Annotated in this window: 15 protein-coding genes; 5 read left to right on the forward strand and 10 right to left on the reverse strand. The window is 70.8% G+C overall.

The genetic code is table 11. The features are described from left to right. Positions 1-7: 7 nt before the first annotated feature. From PSH03_RS15805 to PSH03_RS32895, 4 genes are all read right to left on the reverse strand, one after another. Complete coding sequence (locus tag PSH03_RS15805; RefSeq protein ID WP_112585316.1) at positions 8-349, reverse strand: ArsR/SmtB family transcription factor; 342 nt, start codon at positions 347-349, stop codon at positions 8-10. 190 nt (positions 350-539) lie between these two features. Continuing rightward, on the reverse strand, positions 540-1,733 hold the full coding sequence (locus tag PSH03_RS15810; protein WP_210781600.1) for an endo-1,4-beta-xylanase: 1,194 nt from the start codon (positions 1,731-1,733) through the stop codon (positions 540-542). A gap of 500 nt (positions 1,734-2,233) precedes the next feature. Further along, complete coding sequence (locus tag PSH03_RS15815) at positions 2,234-2,980, reverse strand: PIG-L family deacetylase (protein ID WP_238689578.1); 747 nt, start codon at positions 2,978-2,980, stop codon at positions 2,234-2,236. A 23-nt stretch (positions 2,981-3,003) separates the two neighbouring features. Further along, positions 3,004-4,374 carry a bacterial Ig-like domain-containing protein gene (locus PSH03_RS32895; RefSeq protein WP_238689579.1) on the reverse strand — a complete coding sequence of 457 codons (1,371 nt, stop codon included), beginning with the start codon at positions 4,372-4,374 and terminating at the stop codon, positions 3,004-3,006. Between the two features lie 162 nt (positions 4,375-4,536). On the opposite strand from PSH03_RS32895, the gene PSH03_RS15825 reads away from it, so the two are divergent. Further along, positions 4,537-5,442 (forward strand): alpha/beta fold hydrolase, encoded by a 906-nt coding sequence (locus PSH03_RS15825; RefSeq protein WP_210781594.1) that lies wholly within the window; start codon positions 4,537-4,539, stop codon positions 5,440-5,442. 16 nt (positions 5,443-5,458) lie between these two features. Here PSH03_RS15825 and prfH read toward each other — a convergent pair whose 3' ends face one another. Together prfH and PSH03_RS15835 are read right to left on the reverse strand one after the other, a co-directional pair. Next, positions 5,459-6,076: a peptide chain release factor H gene (gene prfH / locus PSH03_RS15830; RefSeq protein ID WP_238689580.1), complete on the reverse strand. Its 618-nt coding sequence runs from the start codon at positions 6,074-6,076 to the stop codon at positions 5,459-5,461. Next, the gene (locus PSH03_RS15835; protein ID WP_238689581.1) at positions 6,073-7,260 is read right to left on the reverse strand and encodes an RNA ligase RtcB family protein; all 1,188 of its coding nucleotides are present in this window, start codon (positions 7,258-7,260) and stop codon (positions 6,073-6,075) included. The genes prfH and PSH03_RS15835 overlap by 4 nt, the downstream gene beginning before the upstream one ends. A gap of 172 nt (positions 7,261-7,432) precedes the next feature. Between PSH03_RS15835 and PSH03_RS15840 the strand changes: the two genes are divergently transcribed. Then, positions 7,433-7,963: a P-loop NTPase family protein gene (locus PSH03_RS15840; protein WP_210781588.1), complete on the forward strand. Its 531-nt coding sequence runs from the start codon at positions 7,433-7,435 to the stop codon at positions 7,961-7,963. Between the two features lie 247 nt (positions 7,964-8,210). On the opposite strand, the gene PSH03_RS15845 is transcribed toward PSH03_RS15840, so the two are convergent. Both PSH03_RS15845 and PSH03_RS15850 read right to left on the reverse strand, forming a co-directional pair. Continuing rightward, positions 8,211-9,305, reverse strand: coding sequence for an ice-binding family protein (locus PSH03_RS15845; protein ID WP_238689582.1), 1,095 nt, complete (start codon positions 9,303-9,305; stop codon positions 8,211-8,213). A 313-nt stretch (positions 9,306-9,618) separates the two neighbouring features. Beyond that, positions 9,619-10,272 carry a class I SAM-dependent methyltransferase gene (locus PSH03_RS15850; RefSeq protein ID WP_238689583.1) on the reverse strand — a complete coding sequence of 218 codons (654 nt, stop codon included), beginning with the start codon at positions 10,270-10,272 and terminating at the stop codon, positions 9,619-9,621. A gap of 119 nt (positions 10,273-10,391) precedes the next feature. Between PSH03_RS15850 and PSH03_RS15855 the strand changes: the two genes are divergently transcribed. Next, positions 10,392-11,147, forward strand: a complete 756-nt coding sequence (locus tag PSH03_RS15855) for an SDR family oxidoreductase (RefSeq protein WP_210781584.1) — start codon at positions 10,392-10,394, stop codon at positions 11,145-11,147. Between the two features lie 9 nt (positions 11,148-11,156). Here PSH03_RS15855 and PSH03_RS15860 read toward each other — a convergent pair whose 3' ends face one another. Both PSH03_RS15860 and PSH03_RS15865 read right to left on the reverse strand, forming a co-directional pair. Then, on the reverse strand, positions 11,157-13,388 hold the full coding sequence (locus PSH03_RS15860) for a hypothetical protein (RefSeq protein WP_238689584.1): 2,232 nt from the start codon (positions 13,386-13,388) through the stop codon (positions 11,157-11,159). A 149-nt stretch (positions 13,389-13,537) separates the two neighbouring features. Further along, complete coding sequence (locus tag PSH03_RS15865; protein ID WP_238689585.1) at positions 13,538-14,509, reverse strand: AraC family transcriptional regulator; 972 nt, start codon at positions 14,507-14,509, stop codon at positions 13,538-13,540. Between the two features lie 86 nt (positions 14,510-14,595). Here PSH03_RS15865 and PSH03_RS15870 point away from each other — a divergent pair, with 86 nt between their 5' ends. Next, positions 14,596-15,564 (forward strand): SDR family NAD(P)-dependent oxidoreductase, encoded by a 969-nt coding sequence (locus PSH03_RS15870; RefSeq protein ID WP_210781580.1) that lies wholly within the window; start codon positions 14,596-14,598, stop codon positions 15,562-15,564. Positions 15,565-15,621: 57 nt separating this feature from the next. Next, on the forward strand, positions 15,622-16,770 hold the full coding sequence (locus tag PSH03_RS15875) for an FUSC family protein (RefSeq protein WP_238689586.1): 1,149 nt from the start codon (positions 15,622-15,624) through the stop codon (positions 16,768-16,770). Positions 16,771-16,802 lie beyond the last annotated feature (32 nt).

Here is a 16,802-nt window from a genome sequence, read left to right on the forward strand (position 1 = left end):
GGCCCGGTCAGCGGGCCCGCTTCGTCGCCCGCTTCCGGGGCGGCGTCAACAGGTCGGCGATCTGCGCGATCGCGGCGGGCACCAGGCGGTAGTACGCCCAGACCCCGCGCTTGTCGCGTTCGAGTAGGCCGGCCTCGGTGAGGATCCGAAGGTGATGACTCACCGTCGGCTGGGAGAGATTGAGCGCCGCGGTGAGGTCACTCACTGACGCCTCACCTTCCGGCGCGGACTGGATCAGGCTGAGCAACCGGAGTCGCGCCGGATCGGCGAAGGCCTTCAGCACCCCCGCTAGCCGCTCGGCATCGGCCCGCTTGATGGGATCGCCGGTGAGCGGCGAGATCGCAGGCATGGCAGTTTTCGCAGTTCCCACGCCTGCCATAGTGACACCAACACCATCAATAAACCGGCAGATCCGGCACCAGCCCTCCGATGGCGTCCGGATGGCGACAGCGGAACCACCGAACGTGAGTCGACCGTCGACGTCCGTGGTGGCACACGGGCCGTGTGGAGCTTCGGGAAGCTCCACACGGCCCTGGGCGTCAGCGGCGAGGTCTGGGTGCGATGCGGGGCAGGACGTACGGCGGCCCTGCGAAGATCAGGTCGGACTTCAACTCCTGGTATGCCCGCTTGGGCTGGTAGTTCTCGTCGTAGATGGTGGCCAGGCCCTCCGGCGGGTCGTCGAACCAGCCCGGCACCCACGAATGGTTGTCACTGAAACCCCAGACCGTGTACGACAGGCAGCTCCGCACGGCGAGGCACGCCTTCATCAGCACGCTGAAGTTCGCGGCCGACGCCTGGAGCCGGGGGTTGATCTCCTCCGAGTTGCCAGCCTGGACGCCTTCCGTCAGCTGGCTGCGGACGTCGACCTCGGTGAACGCGGTCGCCACACCGAGCCCACCGAACTTCTTCAGCGCGGCGGTCACCTGGAGGGTGTCGAAGTTGCCGTACTGGGTGCCCAGGTGACCCTGGGAGCCGACGCCGTCGATCGGGACGCCCTGGGCGCGCAGGCTCTTGGTCATGTCGTACACGAACTGGGTCTTGTCGTCCGCCGGGTTGCCCGAGCCGAACGCCTCGATGTTGTAGTCGTTGTAGAACAGCAGGGCCTTCGGGTCGGCGGCCCGCGCCCAGCGGAACGCGTCGGCGATGTAGCCGGGCCCGAGGTTCTGCGCCCAGAAGCCCTTGTAGTGCAGGGTCGACGGGGTGTCCCACGGGTCGCTGACCGCCTCGTTGACCACGTCCCACTGCCAGATCTTGCCCTTGTAGCGGTTCACGACTGTGGTGATGTGCTTGCGCAGCAGCTCGCGCAACTCCTGCTTGCTGATGGAGCCGTCGGCGACGCCGCTGGTCAACCAGGCGGGCAACTGGTTGTGCCAGACCAGCACGTGACCGCGCACGCTCTGCCGGTTGCGCTTGGCGAAGTCGACGAACTCGTCGGCCGGCGCCCAGTTGTAGGCGCCGCGGGTCGGCTCCAGGCTCTCCCACTTCATCACGTTCTCGGCGGTGACCGAGGCGAACTCGGCGGAGGCCAGTTTGCGGTACTGCGGGTCGCTGGCGTCGTTGAGGGCGTCCATGTTGACCGCAGTGCCGACGTGCAGGCCGTGGCGCAGGCCGAGGGTACCGAGGCTCTGGGTCGTGGGGTCGTACGGCCGACTCGCGGTCGCCGGCACCGTGTTCAGTGTGGCGATGGTCGCGACGGCGACCAGGCCGACGGTCGACCACTGTCTCAACTTCATGTGCCTTCCCTTCCAGACGATCAATAGATAGATGTCGATCTAGGAGGTGAGGGTGCGGTATTGGTCGGGTGGAGACGCGAGCTGGTGGGGTGACGCCGGTAGTTCCGGTCGGAAACCGGAAACTTGCTCGAAACGTTAAGCCGATCTATGTCTGGGCGTCAACGCTGAAAACTTCCGGAAATTCATCACATGACCTGCCCAGTGCCGAGCAGCTGGCGGTCGAAACTTTCGGCGACCGGCGACCGGCGACCGGCGACCGGCGACCGGCGACCGGCGACCGGCGACCGGCGACCGGCGACCGGCGACCGGCGACCGGCGACCGGCGACCGGTTCGCGTGGTGAGGTCATCGCGGCGCACGCCACCAGGCATCGTCGACCCGGTGTCCGACGATGCCTGGTGGCGCTACGGAAGAGTGGTCAGCGCAGACCGGCGAAGAGGTCGTCCTCGGGGGTCGGCGCGCCCGTCCGGTCCTGGACCCGCACGAAGGTCTCCACGCCCATCAACTCGGTGAACCGCTCCTGGCCCAGTTGCAGGAAGAGATGTTCTCGGTCTGACTGGCGTGCGTGGCCAGCGCGTCGAACTTCTGCGCGCCGTACTTGCTCGTGTCGACCCAGGTGGTGATCTCGTCGTCGGGCAGGCCGAGCTGCGGCCCCGGCTCCGCCGCCGCGTCCGGATCGGCCCACTCGACGCCGAGCTCCTTCATGATCCGGCCGAACTCCGCGAACGCCGTACGCGGCACCGTGGTCCAGTAGACCTTCGCCGGAACGTCCGTCTGCTCGACGGCGGCCATGGTGATCCGATGGGCCTGGATGTGGTCCGGGTGGCCGTAGAAACCGTTCTCGTCGTACGTGACGATCACGTCCGGCTGGTACCGCCGAATCAGCTCGGCGAGCCGGGCCGCCGCCTCCGCCACCGGCGTCGTCCAGAACGCGCCAGGCAGGTCGTTGGTGGGCCAGCCCATCATCCCGGAGTCGGCGTAGCCGAGGGTCTCCAGGTGGGTGACGTTCAGCGTGGCGCAGCTGGCCTCCAGCTCGGCCTGGCGCATCGCCACCACCGCGGCCGGGTCGTGCCCCTCATCGCCCGGCTTGACCCCACCCGGGCCGTCCCCACATCGCCCGTCGGTGCAGGTCACGAGCACTGTGGTGACCCCCTCGGCGGCATAGCGGGCGAGCACGCCGCCGGTGCTCGTCGCCTCGTCGTCGGGGTGGGCGTGCACCGCCATCAGGGTCAGAGGTCGCTCAGCCATGCCATCACCCTACGGTCATCCCGCTACGGCCCCACAACCTCCACCGGGAACGAGGCGGTCCTCGTCACACCGACCACCGAGTACGACACATTGATGGTCTGCGCACCTGCGGTGGTGGGGTCGTACCCCGAGACCGTGTACCCGCCGTGGCCGTGCGCCAGTACCTCGTCCCGCACCCCGTCTGTGTAGTCGGCCGTGACCACGAGACCCGTGCGGTCGAGGGGCTCGCCGACGGCGTACGTGGTCCTGGTCGGTGGGATCCGCACCGCGACGCTCGTCAGGTCGGCGCCCCGCAGCGCGGCATGTTCCGCCTGGGTGAGGGCGAAGACGGTCCCGTGGCGCAGCACGCCGTTCGCCAGGTCGTATGCGGGCTTCCGACTCCAGTCGATCGGCGTCCAGTCGCCCGACGCGAGGTCCGCGCTCCAGTACGGGTGCAACTGTTCCTCCAGGGGCTCACCGGAGGGCGACCCGGCCCAGATCTGGTCGGCCCAGAGGTAGTAGCCCGGTCCGCGTACGTCACCGGGGTTCGCCTTGACCACCATCGGCGCTTCGGCGTAGGTGGTGTTCATCGTCCGGTGGGTGATGCAGCTCGCCACCAGCGCCCAGTCGTCCGGCGGAGCGAGGATGGCGGTCGACCGCTCCTGATAGATGTCCTGCGAGCCGCACCCGGGGACGTACGGTGTGACCCCGACGCCGGTGGCCGTCCGGTCGCAGACGAAGCGGTGGTACGACCCGTCCGTGTCGTCTCGGATGATCACCGCGTCCAGCGTCCCGTGGTGCGGCCGGCCGCACATCACCTGCGCTGGAGTGAATGTGACGAAGTCCCGCGTGGTGCTGTAGAGGGTCTGGTTCCGGGTGAGCGGGAAGCGGCCACGCGGATCGGTGCGATCCGGTGTGTAGTACGTGCCGGGGGCGTACACCGACGAGGTCCAGTAGACGACGTAGGCGCCGATCGACTCGTCCCAGATGGCCTCCGGGGCGAACGCCATGCCTGCCTCTTCCGGGGCCACCAGCACGTGTCGCTGCTCGGACCAGGTCCGCAGGTCGAGGGACTCCCACACCTCGATGTGCCGGCTCGCGCCGCTCTGCGCCCAGTCCCAGCCACGCCACCCGTACGCCCGGCCGTCGACGTTCAGATCGGTGGCGACGAGGTAGAACCTGTCCCCCTCCGGGGAGCGGACGATGGACGGGTCGCGGAGGGCGTGCATGCCAGTGCGGGACCGGAGCACCGCCTGCCCGTCGTTGACGGCGGCCCAACTGGTCGGATCGTTTCCGATGCTCGCGGCACTGTAGAGCTGTTGCCCCCGGTGGCTGTTGGATCGGGCGAAGTTGACCATGCCGTAGCGCGAGAACGGGGCGAGTGCGGCCCCGGGGCGTTGCTCGGTCTGTGTCACCCGATCACCTTCCGCCGCCACTGGACTCGCCGGAGCTGGCATTTTACCCAGCTCGGCATCCGTCGAGCGGTCCTTGTGCGAACGGTGCTCAGGCTCCGGGCAGGTCGTTAGATTCGGGCGTGATCGGCACATCCGAGCAGGTCCGGACGCGGGGAGAAGTCGATGGCAAGGGCCGCTGGCGGGTTCACCGACCTGCGACAGGTCGAGGCCGGTGTGCTGAACGTCGGATACGTGGACGCCGGGCCGCCTGACGGGGACGCGGTGATCCTCCTGCACGGGTGGCCCTACGACATCCACAGCTTCGCCGACGTCGTGCCGTTGCTCACCGCCGCCGGCCAGCGGGTCGTCGTCCCGTACCTGCGGGGCTACGGCACGACCCGGTTCCTCTCCGACGACACCATGCGAAACGGCGAACCGGCGGCGATGGGGCTCGACCTCATCGCTCTGCTGGACGCCCTGGACATCGACACCGCGAAGCTCGCCGGGTTCGACTGGGGCGCGCGGACCGCCGATGTCGTCGCCGCGCTGTGGCCCGAACGCTGCCGAGGTCTGGTCTCCGTGAGCGGTTACCTGATCGACGGGCAGAAGTCGGGCACGGTCCCGTTGCCGCCGAAGGCGGAGTTCGCGTGGTGGTACCAGTACTACTTCGCCACCGAGCGCGGTCGGGAAGGGTACGACAAGAACCGGCGCGACTTCGCGAAGCTGATCTGGCACACCGCCTCGCCCAGATGGACGTTCGACGACGCGACGTTCGACCGCAGCGCGGCGGCGTTCGACAACCCCGACCACGTCGACATCGTCATCCACAACTACCGCTGGCGGCTGGCTCTCGCCGACGGCGAGCCGCAGTACGCGCAGATCGAGGAGCGCCTGGCCGCTAAGCCGAAGATCACGGTGCCCAGCATCTCCCTGGAGGGGGACGCCAACGGTGCGCCGCACCTGGAGCCCACCGTCTACGGCAAGCAGTTCACCGGCCCGTACGAGCACCGGACCGTCGGGGGCGGTGTCGGGCACAACCTGCCGCAGGAGGCGCCGCAGGCATTCGCGGACGCGGTGCTGCAGGTCTGAGTCGCTGGACTGCCGGTCACCGGTGCGTCGGACGTTCCACCCGCACCGGATCGCCGCGAACCAGCTCGTCGTGGATGCGCCACCGGGCGGTGGTGACGGCACGCCGCGCCGCCACGTCGCCCTGCTCGATGCGCTGGCGCAGCAGGTCCAGGGCGATCCGGCGGTTGAGGCTGAACTGCCGCTCCTCGTCGACCACGACCACCAGGCCCGAGGGGCGGTGCGTCGCGCGTACCGCCGTGCTGGCCTTGTTCCGGTGCTGACCACCCGGCCCGCCGGTGCGGCAGGCGACGATGTCGACGTCCACCTCGCGGAACGTCGTCGGCCGAGCGTCGCGTTCGGGCGGCTGGGCGGTGACGTACCAGTTCTTCCGGCCGATGCCCGACCGGTACGGGCTCGGGGCCTGCCAGCACAGCGTCCCGGTCCACGAGGCCGCGAACGCCTCGGCGTCGACGCCGGAGATCCGGATCAGCACCGACCGGTAGGTGCCGGCGCGGTCACCGGGAACCGCCTCAACCTGCTGGATCGTCAGACCTCGGCGGACGCCCTCGCCCCGCAGGCGGTGCAGCAGTTGACGCAGTGCCCAGGCGCACTCCTGGGGCCCACGCCCGGCCGACAACAGCAGGAACGCGCTCACGAGCGGCCTCGCCGGCCGCGGTGGCCCCGCCGGTCCGGCCGGGCGGCGGAACCGAGGTCGGGCGTCTTGTAGGTGACCACTGGCGTCGTGCTGACCACCGGGGTGGCCAGCCGATGTTCGACCAGGTCGGCGATCACCTGCTCGATGCGCTTGTACGCCGTGGGCGCCTCCTCGAAGAGCAACTGTCGGTCACCGCACACCACCAGCGAACCCACCGGGGTACGGCGTAGCTCCTCGACCGTGTGTTTGGCCCGGCCCCGCCGCAGGGCGTCGGCGCGCGACATCTTGCGGCCAGCGCCGTGGGCCACCGAATGGTTGGCCTCCGGCCCGGCGTGCGCGGCCACCAGGTAGGACGCCGTTCCCCGGGTACCGGCGATCAGGACATCGCGCCCGTCACCCGGTGCCGCGCCCTTGCGGTGCAGGTAGACCCCGTCCCGGACCTCGACCAGGTTGTGGCACTGGTCGACGATCGGCGCGGTGGGCTCGGCCCCCAACGCGTGCGCCACCCGGGCGGCCAGCACCCGGCGGTTGAGCGAACCCCAGCGCACGGCGTCGTCGTGCATGCCCAGGTAGGCGGCGGGGTCGGGCGCCGCCCCGGCGCCGTGGACCTCGGTGTGCGCCCGCAGGATCCGCTCGCCCAGACCACGGGAACCGCTGTGCACGATCAGCACGAGATCGCCCGCGTCGAGCCCGAGCCGGCCCGCGTGCCGTACGTCGAAGACGGTGTCGACGCGGGCCAGCTCCACGAAGTGGTTGCCCCGGCCCACCGTCCCGAGACCGTCGAGGTGACCGGCCGGAACGGCACAGTCGACGGCGGCCCAGGCGGGGTCGTCGGCGTCGCGTACCGGGTCGAGCGCCTGGTCGAGGTCGGGGAACCGGGCGGCGAGCCGTTCCGGTACGGCCCGCTTGAGCTTGATGGGAAACACGGCGATGCCGCAGCCGATGTCGGAACCCACCAGGAACGGGTACAGCACTGTCGACGCCATGGCCGCGCCGATGGGCGCGCCCTTGCCGGGATGCAGGTCCGGCATCGCGGCGACGTGCCGCATGCCGTCCAGGGCGGCGACCTGTTGGCACTGTGTGAGCGCATCGGACTCGATCCAGCTCGCCGGGGAGGCGAACACCGTGACGGTGGCCGGGGCGGACGGGGGCAGGGGCTCCCGAGGGAGGTGGTGCTGGGACAAGGGGGCTCATCTCTGGCTGCGAACGTGAAAGCGGACGGCGTCACGGCCCCCGGGAGGCATCACCGGTGGCGCGGAGCAGGGGGTGGAGTCCGTCAGTACGTCATGGACGTCACTCTGGCCGAGATGCGCCAGGCACGACAACCGATTTTCCTTCACGACGTACGCTGCCGCGATGAGCGCACCGCGTCGCATCCTGGTCTACGGGGTGTACGGCTCCGGCAAGTCCACGCTCGCTGCGCGGTTGGCCGAACACCTCGGAGTGCCCTGGTATCCGGTGGACGATCTGCTCTGGCGACCGGGCTGGGTCGAGGTGCCGGTCGCCCAGCAACGCAGCCGGATCGAGGAGGTCTGCCGACGGGACCGCTGGATCATCGACGGGGCGTACCACGGCTGGCGGGACGTTCCGATGGCCCGCGCCGACCTTGTCGTCGGCCTGGACTATCCACGATGGCGTTCGTTCGGGCGGTTGCTTCGCCGCACCGTCCGCCGGGTGATCACCGGCGAGGTGATCTGCAACGGCAACCGCGAGTCGCTGAGCAGTGTGCTGTCCCCGGACTCGATCCTGGTGTGGCACGTCACCGCGTTCGGCCGGGCCCGACGGCGGATGCGGGCCTGGCAGGCCGATCCGTCCGCGCCGCCAGTGGTGTTACTGCGCTCCCCAGCGGAGCTGGACGTCTGGCTGGCCGGGCTGCCCCGCCGCTGATGCCGCGCGAACACTGCGCCGAGCGAGGCTGGCAGCGCGCAGTTCGCACAGACCTACGTGGTGCGCCTCGGTGACCCCCGGCGCCAGATTCTGCTCCACCTGTCCCACGAGCGGGAGGACGAAGCCATGCGCGAGCTGGGCTTGTCGACTGACCGTCCATGGCGAACGCGTCGTCGGCCCGCTCCCGGTGGGGGCGGGCCGACGACGTGACGTGGCCCGGCCGGGATCACACCGGCCGGGCCACCGATCAGGACTCCAGGCGTCGACGCCGGGCCAGGAAGAACGCGACAGCGCCCAGCACGACCATCACACCTCCGACGCCGGTCATGGCCGGGACCGTACCGCTGCCGGTTACCGGCAGGATGGGGTGCTTGCCGCCGCCACCAGGTCGACCGGGTGCGCCAGGGCTGCCGGGTGCACCGGGGCTGCCAGGTGCACCGGGTGCTCCGGGAGGTCCGGACGGACCGGGTGCGCCGGGGCTACCCGGTGCTCCGGGGGCTCCCGGGCTACCTGGTGCGCCAGGTGCTCCCGGGCTACCCGGTGCTCCTGGACTGCCGGGTGCTCCCGGGCTACCCGGTGCTCCTGGACTGCCGGGTGCGCCGGGGCTGCCGGGTGGACCGGACGGGCCGGGCGGACCGGTGGGCCCGGGCGGGCCGGTCGGTCCGGGTGGTCCCGTCGGCCCGGCGCAGTTAGGTGCGGTGATGACGTTGGTGTCGAGGGTGACGGCCTCGGTGCGCGCCAGCGCGCGGCCCTGGAGGGTCGCGCCCGTGGCCATCGTGATCGCGGCCTGGGCCATGATGGTGCCCACGAAGGTGGTGCCGGTACCGATCGTCGCCGAGCTGCCGATCTTCCAGAAGACGTTGCAGGCCGAAGCACCGTTGATCAGGACGACGCTGCTGTTCGACGCCGTTGTCAGCGAGGAGTCGACCTGGAAGATGAACACGGCCGACGGGTCGCCCTGGCCGTTGAGCGTCAACGGTCCGGTCAGTTGGGCGGCCCCGATCCGGTAGACCCCTTCGTTGAGCGTGTTGCCACCCAGCTCCGCCGGGAGGATGGTGAACGGGGTCCGGCCGGCGGCGTCGTTGAAGGCGATGGTCAGGTCGCTCTGAGCTTGGAGCGCGACCGCGTCACCGAGGTGGATCTCGCCGCCGATGGTTGCCGTTTCGAAGCCGGACGCGGTGTTTCCGGGGAACCGCCCGAGGCTCTGGGCCAGGAAGCTGGGGCCGGTGTTCGTGGGCTCCGCTCCGGCCAGGACGGAGAAGTCGGCCGCCGTCCCCAGGTTGACCGGTGCTTCCTGCGCGTTCGCGGCGGTCGAGCTGAAGAGCAGCAGGCTGGCTGCCACTGCGGCGGCTGCGCCAGCCGCGAGCGACGGCAGGACAACTCGCCGCCGTAGCCAATTCTTGGGTTTAGCTGTCACAGAACACCCTCCGTGGGTACTACTCGCAGGAGACGGCCAGCGAGTGGCGTCCTGCGTGATACGGCCTGTAAGGCGCCGATGAGCGCGCTGACCACCACATCACGTCAGGTGTTCAAATGAGAGCAAAATGGGACAATAGCCGGGTGGTAACTATCTGAACTGGATCGACCTTCGCGTTCTTGTTCGCCGCTTCCGCGACGGGCGGGTGGGGCGGTGAAGCGGTCGAGCTGATCTCGGCCTATCGCCGGACCGTCGGGACCGGCCTGACCGCGCGGCCGAGGACGCAGGGGGAGGAGGGGCTGTTGCTGGTGGCCGGGAAACGGAACCTGCGCAGCTGCTCCACTTCGAAGCCGGCCGCCCCGATGGCGGCGACGGTGTCGCGGTTGGTGTGGCAGCCGGCGAACAGCTTCGGCCACAGTGTGGCGTCGAGAAGTCGTTGGGCGCGGTGCAGGCCGGTGGTCTCCTCGGCGGCCACGTGCTCGAAGAACCGCACCTGGCCCCCGGGGCGCAGCGCCCGGCTGATCTCGGCCAACGCGCTCACCTGATCGGGCACTGTGCACAACACCAACGCGACCACCGCCGCGTCGAATTCGCCGTCCCCGGCGGGCAGCGCCTCGGCCAGACCGTCGACGACAGTGACCGGAACCGGCGCGGCCGCCGCGGCGCGCTCGGCAGCGGCACGCAGACGCCGCTCCGGTTCGACAGCGAGGACCTCTGTCACCCCCGGCGGGTAGTGGGCGAACATTCGCCCGTTGCCCGCGCCGATCTCGATCACCCGCCCGGAGAGGCCGGCGACCAGGTCGCGGCGGAACGCCGCCGTGCCGGCGCGGTCCATGGCGACGCTGAGCCGCTCGTAGACCCGAGCGAACACCGGGTGGGACACCGTGGCCACGTCGACCTCCTGATCTCCGTCGAACTGTTCTCTGGCGATTGTCCTGCATCCGCGCACGCTTTCCGTCTTACTGGTTGGCAGCACGATTCAACCCAGTGCAGACAGGACGTGGTGCGACCATGAAGATCGTCGTCATCGGGGGCAGCGGCCTCATCGGCTCCAAGCTCGTGGACCGCCTCGGCGCCCAGGGCCACGAGGCGGTGCCGGCATCGCCGAAGACCGGCGTGAACACCCTGACCGGTGAGGGAGTGGCCGGTGCGCTCACCGACGCCGAGGTCGTCGTCGACGTGTCGAACTCGCCGTCGTTCGAGGACGCCGCCGTACTGGAGTTCTTCGAGACCTCGACCCGGACGCTCCTCGCCGCCGCGTCGGACGCCGGGGTGAACCACTACGTGGCGCTCTCCATCGTGGGGTGCGACCGGATCCCGGACAGCGGGTACATGCGCGCGAAGGTCGCCCAGGAGAGGCTCATCGTCGCGTCCGGACTCCCGTACTCGGTGGTGCATGCCACCCAGTTCTTCGAGTTCCTCCAGGGCATCATCGACACCGCCACGGACGGCGACACCGTGCACCTCGCACCGGTGCTCATTCAGCCGATGGCCGCGGACGACGTCGCGGCCGCGGTCGCCGAGGTCGTGCTCGGTGCGCCGACGAACTCCGTGGTCGAGGTCGCCGGCCCGGAGCAGTTCCGCCTCGACGAACTGGGCCGATCCCTCCTCGCCGACCAACAGGACCGTCGTTCGGTGGTGGCCGACCCCGACGCCCGGTACTTCGGCGCCAAGCTGGGCGAACGCTCGCTCGTCCCGGCGGACGGTGCCCGCCTCGCCGGCATCGCCCTGGACGACTGGCGTGCCCGGGCGGGCCGGGGACACTGAGCCGGCCTGCTACCCCGGCGTCCCGGGCGGACCGGCCCGCCCACCGAGGCGCTGCACCAACTCCCGTACCGCCTCGGTGAACGGCTCGTCGGACTCGCCCGGCCAGTGCCCGTGGATGGATGGGGCGACGCTGTCCCCGGGGGGTGTCACCACGTCACGGGGGTCACGCTGTCGACGATCCACAGCGGCGGCCGGGTCACCGGTGGTGGCCGGCGCGGGTGCGGGACGCGGCGAGAAGATCCAGCCACCGATCGGGTCCGTGTCGCGCCACAGGTTCACCCAGCGCCAACCCACCCGCCGGCCGATCTCGTGCAGTGCCGCGTCGTCGACGTACGCGGGGAAGAGCCGTGCGTAGAGGCGGCGCAGCGGCGATCCGTGGGTGAGCAGGGCGACCCGGTCACCGACCTGCGGCGGCAGTTGGAGCACCGTGGCGGCGAGCAGAACCGAGCCGTGGCTGTGCCCGGTGAGCAGCACCGCGTCGCCGCGCTCGACGAGGTAGGTGATCCGGCGGGCCAGTTCCGGCACCGCCCGCTCGGAGTAGCAGGGCGGCGCGAACGGGTGGGCGGCCCGGGGCCAGAAGGTGCCGAGGTCCCAGAGGACACCGATGTGGCGGCGGTACGGCTCGGTCCGGTACGCGAAGATGCCGCCGATGATCAGGCCGAGGATGATCGCCGCGATCACCCAGCTACCGAACGCGATGGCGAACGTGATCGCGCCCGCCGGCAATCCGATGTTCCGCTCGAGCACGTCGCTCGGGACCTGCCCGAGCAGGCCGATGGTGGTGGTGGCCGTGCCGATTCCGGCGAGGCAACCGTAGAGCACTGCCAACGGCACCAGCTTCTCGGTGAAGCGAGCCCGGGCTATCGCGTCTCGGATCTGCCGCAGCCGGGGTCCTGCCTCGGCCGGCGGGTCCGGGAAGTCGCGCGCGACTATCGCCGCCGCGGCCCGGCGTCGACTCCGGCGGGAGATCAGGATGACGAGGACGGCGATGATCGCGGTGACCAGCACCGCCCGGAAGAAGCCGAAGATCGCCCAGGTGTAGGCGCGGGGTGGGCCGGAGGCGATGCCCGCTCCGGTCGGTACGTCGCGGTCCAGGAAGTCCGCCACCCGGTAGACCAGTTCGGCGGAGTACGCCACCGCCATGCTGATCCCGGTGGCGGCGACAACGAGAGCGCCCAGTCCGAACAGCGGGGTGGCGCCGTGTTCCCGGCTCCGGTGCCAGAGCAGTACCACGCCGAGGGCGGCCAACAGCGTCGTCTGCGCCACGAACAGACCAGTCAGCGTCGAGTCGTAGCCGGGGAGTTCCCGCTCCTCAGGCCAGGGTTGCGAGCTGGTCGACACGTGTGCCACGACGACCACGGTCAGCCCGATGGCAGCGGTCCGGAGTGTGCGGGTGACCCGGTCGAGCCGCTGGTCGCCGGGGGCCCGGTCCATCAGCGGCGGTGTGCAGAGCAGCCCCACGCAGCCCGTCAGGACCACCCCCGTGATCGCCGTCAGCGCGATCGTGGCCGGCGAGGCGTCACCGGCGCCCCGGCCCAGCAGCAGGACGAGATCCAGCGTCGCGAAGGCCGCGGCGACGTGGATGGCGCGCAACCGGCCCACCAGCGGCTCGGCGTCCCACTGACCGACAGTGCCGAGCCGAGACGTGGAGCTGCCCTGATCGGGTGCCCGGAACGCCTCGAAGGTCCGGCCGGGACGGCAGCTGACCCGCCAGATCAGGCCGATCGCGGCGGCCGGGACCAGCGCGAGCACCGCCAGCCGCAGTCCGACCGGCCGTCCACCCAACCAGGACAACCAACTGCGTCCGGCCAGGCAGTCCGGCGAGGCCAGGCACTTCCAACCGACGAGGTCCAGGGCGACGCCGGCGATGGCGAGCACGTACAACACGGTGAGGGTGAGCGCCAGCAGCCGGCACAGGGACTTGACCGTCGCCTCGGAACTCGGGTTCGCCGGGCGCATCCAGATCGCGACGTTGACAAGCATGAAGGGGAGCAGGAAGACCACCGCCAGGGTGCGGGCCACGGTCCCGGACGGCAGGTCACCCCAGCGGTACGCCTCAAGCGTCACCCCGTGCGCGCCGGTGCTGTCGGAGTTTCGGGGGCGTGGCCGGTAGAACCCGCCATTGCGGTCACCGGCGACCTGCCCGATCTGTTGCAGGTTCAGCACCTGTGCGGCGCTCGCGCCGGAGACTCCGTGCACCCGTAGCTCCACGACGTCACCGGAGTCGTCCGGCCCGCTCAACCGCGCTGATCCATCCGATGTCCCCCCGAGGCGTCTCGCAGCCGTTGTCCCGCGACCCACCCGACGTCACGCGCCGGGCAGCCGACCGCGGTGACGGCAGAGCCGGGTCTACCCGATCCGTTCGCCCTCAATCTCGGCCGGCCGGGGCGCTACCGCCCAGGCCGGGCCCGACCGGCGGTCACTGTCGCTTCGGGTACGTCGTTCCGGCCCGCCTTCGCCAGCTCGGTGCGGTAGGCGCGTGGCGACAGGCCGGTGGTGCGCTTGAAGGCCACGCTCAGCGCGCTCTCCGAGCCGTATCCGACGGCCTGGGCGATGGTGGCGACAGTGTCGGAGCTGCGCCGGATGCGGTCGGCCGCGAGTTCGATCCGCCACCCGGTCAGGTACTCCAGTGGGCCCACCCCGACGACCTTCTTGAATCGGGCCGCCAGCGTCGATCGGGAGACGGTGGCCGCCCGGGCGACCTCGTCCACCGTCCACGCGTGCGCGGGTCGCGCGTGCATCGCGCCTAACGCGGGAGCGACCACCGGGTCGGTGAGACCGGCCAGCCACCCGGAGGTGGGCTGTTCGTCGCGGGCGAGGTGCAGCCGCAGGACTCGGATCAGCAGGACCAGCGCCAGGTGCTCGGCGACGAGGTGGGAGCCGAGTCGCGTGGATCGCAGTTCCGCGTCGATCTCGCCGAGGGCCCACTGGACGGTACCGGCCTCCGGGGTGTCGGCGGGCACGTGGATGACCGGCGGCAGGTTGTCGAGCAGGAGGCTGCGCGCCCGTCCGCCGAGGGTGAAGGCGCCGCCGATGAGGAACACGTCGTCACCGTCGCCGACCTGCGCCACACCGTCGGTGGCGGCGGCGAAGATCGGGTACGCGGGCTGGACCGGCACGTCGGGGTCGCTGAAGAGGGTGTAGGCCGCCGGTCGGGTCAGCAGGAAGCAGTCGCCCGTACCGAGGTTGATCGGCTCGGCGTGGCCGTCGACCCGCAGCGAGCATCGGCCCCGCCGGACGGCGTTGAACTTGGCCCCGGCCGGTGGGTCGAAACCGACGGCCCAGCGTCCGCCCCCGACCAGGCCGGCGGAGACGTGGCTCGTCGCGCCGAGCAGGGCCAGCACATCCTCCAGCGGATCCACCATCCCCACCTCTTCTGGACGCTCACGAAAGTATGAAGGACTCCAGACTATAGGCAGTCCGATCCGAGCGTTCGTAACCTGGGTTCATGACAGCGAACCCACGCCTCACCACCCCGTTCAACGCCCGTACCACCGCCGCCGAGGTCCTCGACGGTGTCGACCTCACCGGCCGTCGGATGATCGTCACCGGGGGCGCCTCCGGCATCGGTGTGGAGACGGTGCGCGCGCTGGCCGGGGCCGGCGCCGAGGTCACCGTCGCGACCCGGAATCCTCGAGCGGCCGACCGGCTCGCCGAGGAGTTCGCCACCGATGCCACAGTGGGCGCGGTCCGGTCGTCCGCCCTCGATCTCGCCGACCTGGCGTCGGTCGACGCCTTCGTCGCGGCCTGGCAGGGCCCGCTCGACGTGCTGGTGGCCAACGCCGGAATCATGGCGATCCCGACCCGCCAGCTGACCGCCGTGGGCTGGGAACTCCAGCTCGCGACGAACCACCTCGGCCACTTCGCGCTGGTCCGGGGGCTGCAGGACAATCTGCGGGCCGCCGAGGCGGCCCGGGTCGTGATGGTCAGCTCCGGGGCACACCTTGCCGCACCCTTCGACTTCGACGACCCGCAGTTCGAGCGGCGCCCGTACGACCCGTGGTCGGCCTACGGCCAGTCGAAGACCGCTGAGGTCCTGCTCGCGGTCGGCATCACCCGCCAGTGGGCCAGCGACGGGATCACCGCGAACGCCCTCAACCCCGGGTACATCTTCACCAACCTCCAGCGCCACATCGACGACGACACGATGCGGGCGATGGGCGCGATGGACGAGGCGGGCAACCTCATCGAGGCGGAGTACTACAAGAAGCCCGACCAGGGCGCGTCGACCACAGTGCTGCTCGCCGGCTCACCCCTGCTCGACGGTGTCGGCGGCCGGTACTTCGACGACAACCAGGAGGCCGAGGTCGTTCCCGGTGGCCCTGACGCCACCGGCGGGGTCGCCGCCCACGCGTTGGACCCGGCCGCGGCCGACCGGCTCTGGGCGTACGCCGAGAAGGCGCTCGCCTCGCGCTGAGCACGGCCGGGCCGTGCCGGCGAGGATTGATCCGGTCGTGGCGGGGTAGGTGCCGCCATGGTCGCTGCCGGTCGGCGCGGAGCGGACGCGGGCCCGTCGACCGTCGCCCGGTGGTGGGACCGCTTGGTGGCCGCGCTGCGCGACCGGGTCCGTCGGGTACGAACCATCGGCGGCCTCGCCCTACAGGCCGGTCTGGCCGCGGCGCTGTCCTGGCTGGTGGCGCATTCGCTGCTGCACGTGTCGCAGCCGGTATTCGCGCCGATCTCCGCCGTCTCGACGCTCGCCGCGTCCGTCGGCCAGCGGTTGCGTCGCACCGTCGAGCTGATCATCGGTGTCACCGTCGGAGTGCTGATCGGTGACCTGCTCCTCCTGGTGATCGGCACCGGGTGGTGGCAGCTCGCCCTGATCGTCACGCTGGCGATCGTCGTCGCGCTCTTCCTCGCCGGTAGCGCGGCGGTGGTTATCCAGGCCGGGGCGACGGCGGTGCTCATCGCCACGCTCAGCCCGGCCGTCCGGGATCTGGAGATCCCCCGGTTCGTGGACGCGCTCGTCGGGGGAGGGGTGGCGCTACTGGTCACCGCCGTGTTGCTGCCGCTGAACCCGCTGCGGGTGCTCAACCGGGCCGCGCGGCCGGCGTTGGACCTCCTCGCCACCCAGCTCGACGCCACCGCCGAGGCGCTGACCGAGCGGGACGCCGCTCGGGCCCGTACCGCCCGGAGTGAGCTGCGGCAGAGCGCGGGCCGGTTGAAGGCGTTCGTCGAGGCGACCCAGGGCGCCCGGGAGGCGAGCACCCTGTCACCGGTGTACTGGCATCAACGGCACGGGCCGGTGGGCCGCTATGCGCGGGCGGCGGAGCCGATCGACCGGGCGATGCGTAACAGCGGCACCCTGATCCGACGATCGGTGACGCTCATCGAGGACGGCGAGCCGGTGCCGGAGTCGTTGCCGACGGCGGTGGTCGATCTCGCCGAGGCGGTCCGCCTGCTCAAGCGGCAGTTCGCCGCCGGCGCCGAGCCGAACCGGGCCCGGGAGCAGGCGCTACGGGCGGTCCGGACGGCCGGGCACGCCTATCGGGACGGCGTCGGCTTCTCGGGTGCGGTGGTGGTGGCACAGGTCCGGACGACCGTCAGTGACCTCCTGGTCGCCTCCGGGCTGGACCAGGAGGACGCGAATCACCTGGTCAGGAAGCTTTTCGGGGATCTCTGAGAGCCGGGTGACCCCCGGCGGAGCCAGGTGGC

Source organism: Micromonospora salmantinae (assembly GCF_022230905.1).
In the GTDB taxonomy this organism is placed as follows: Bacteria; Actinomycetota; Actinomycetes; order Mycobacteriales; family Micromonosporaceae; genus Micromonospora; species Micromonospora salmantinae.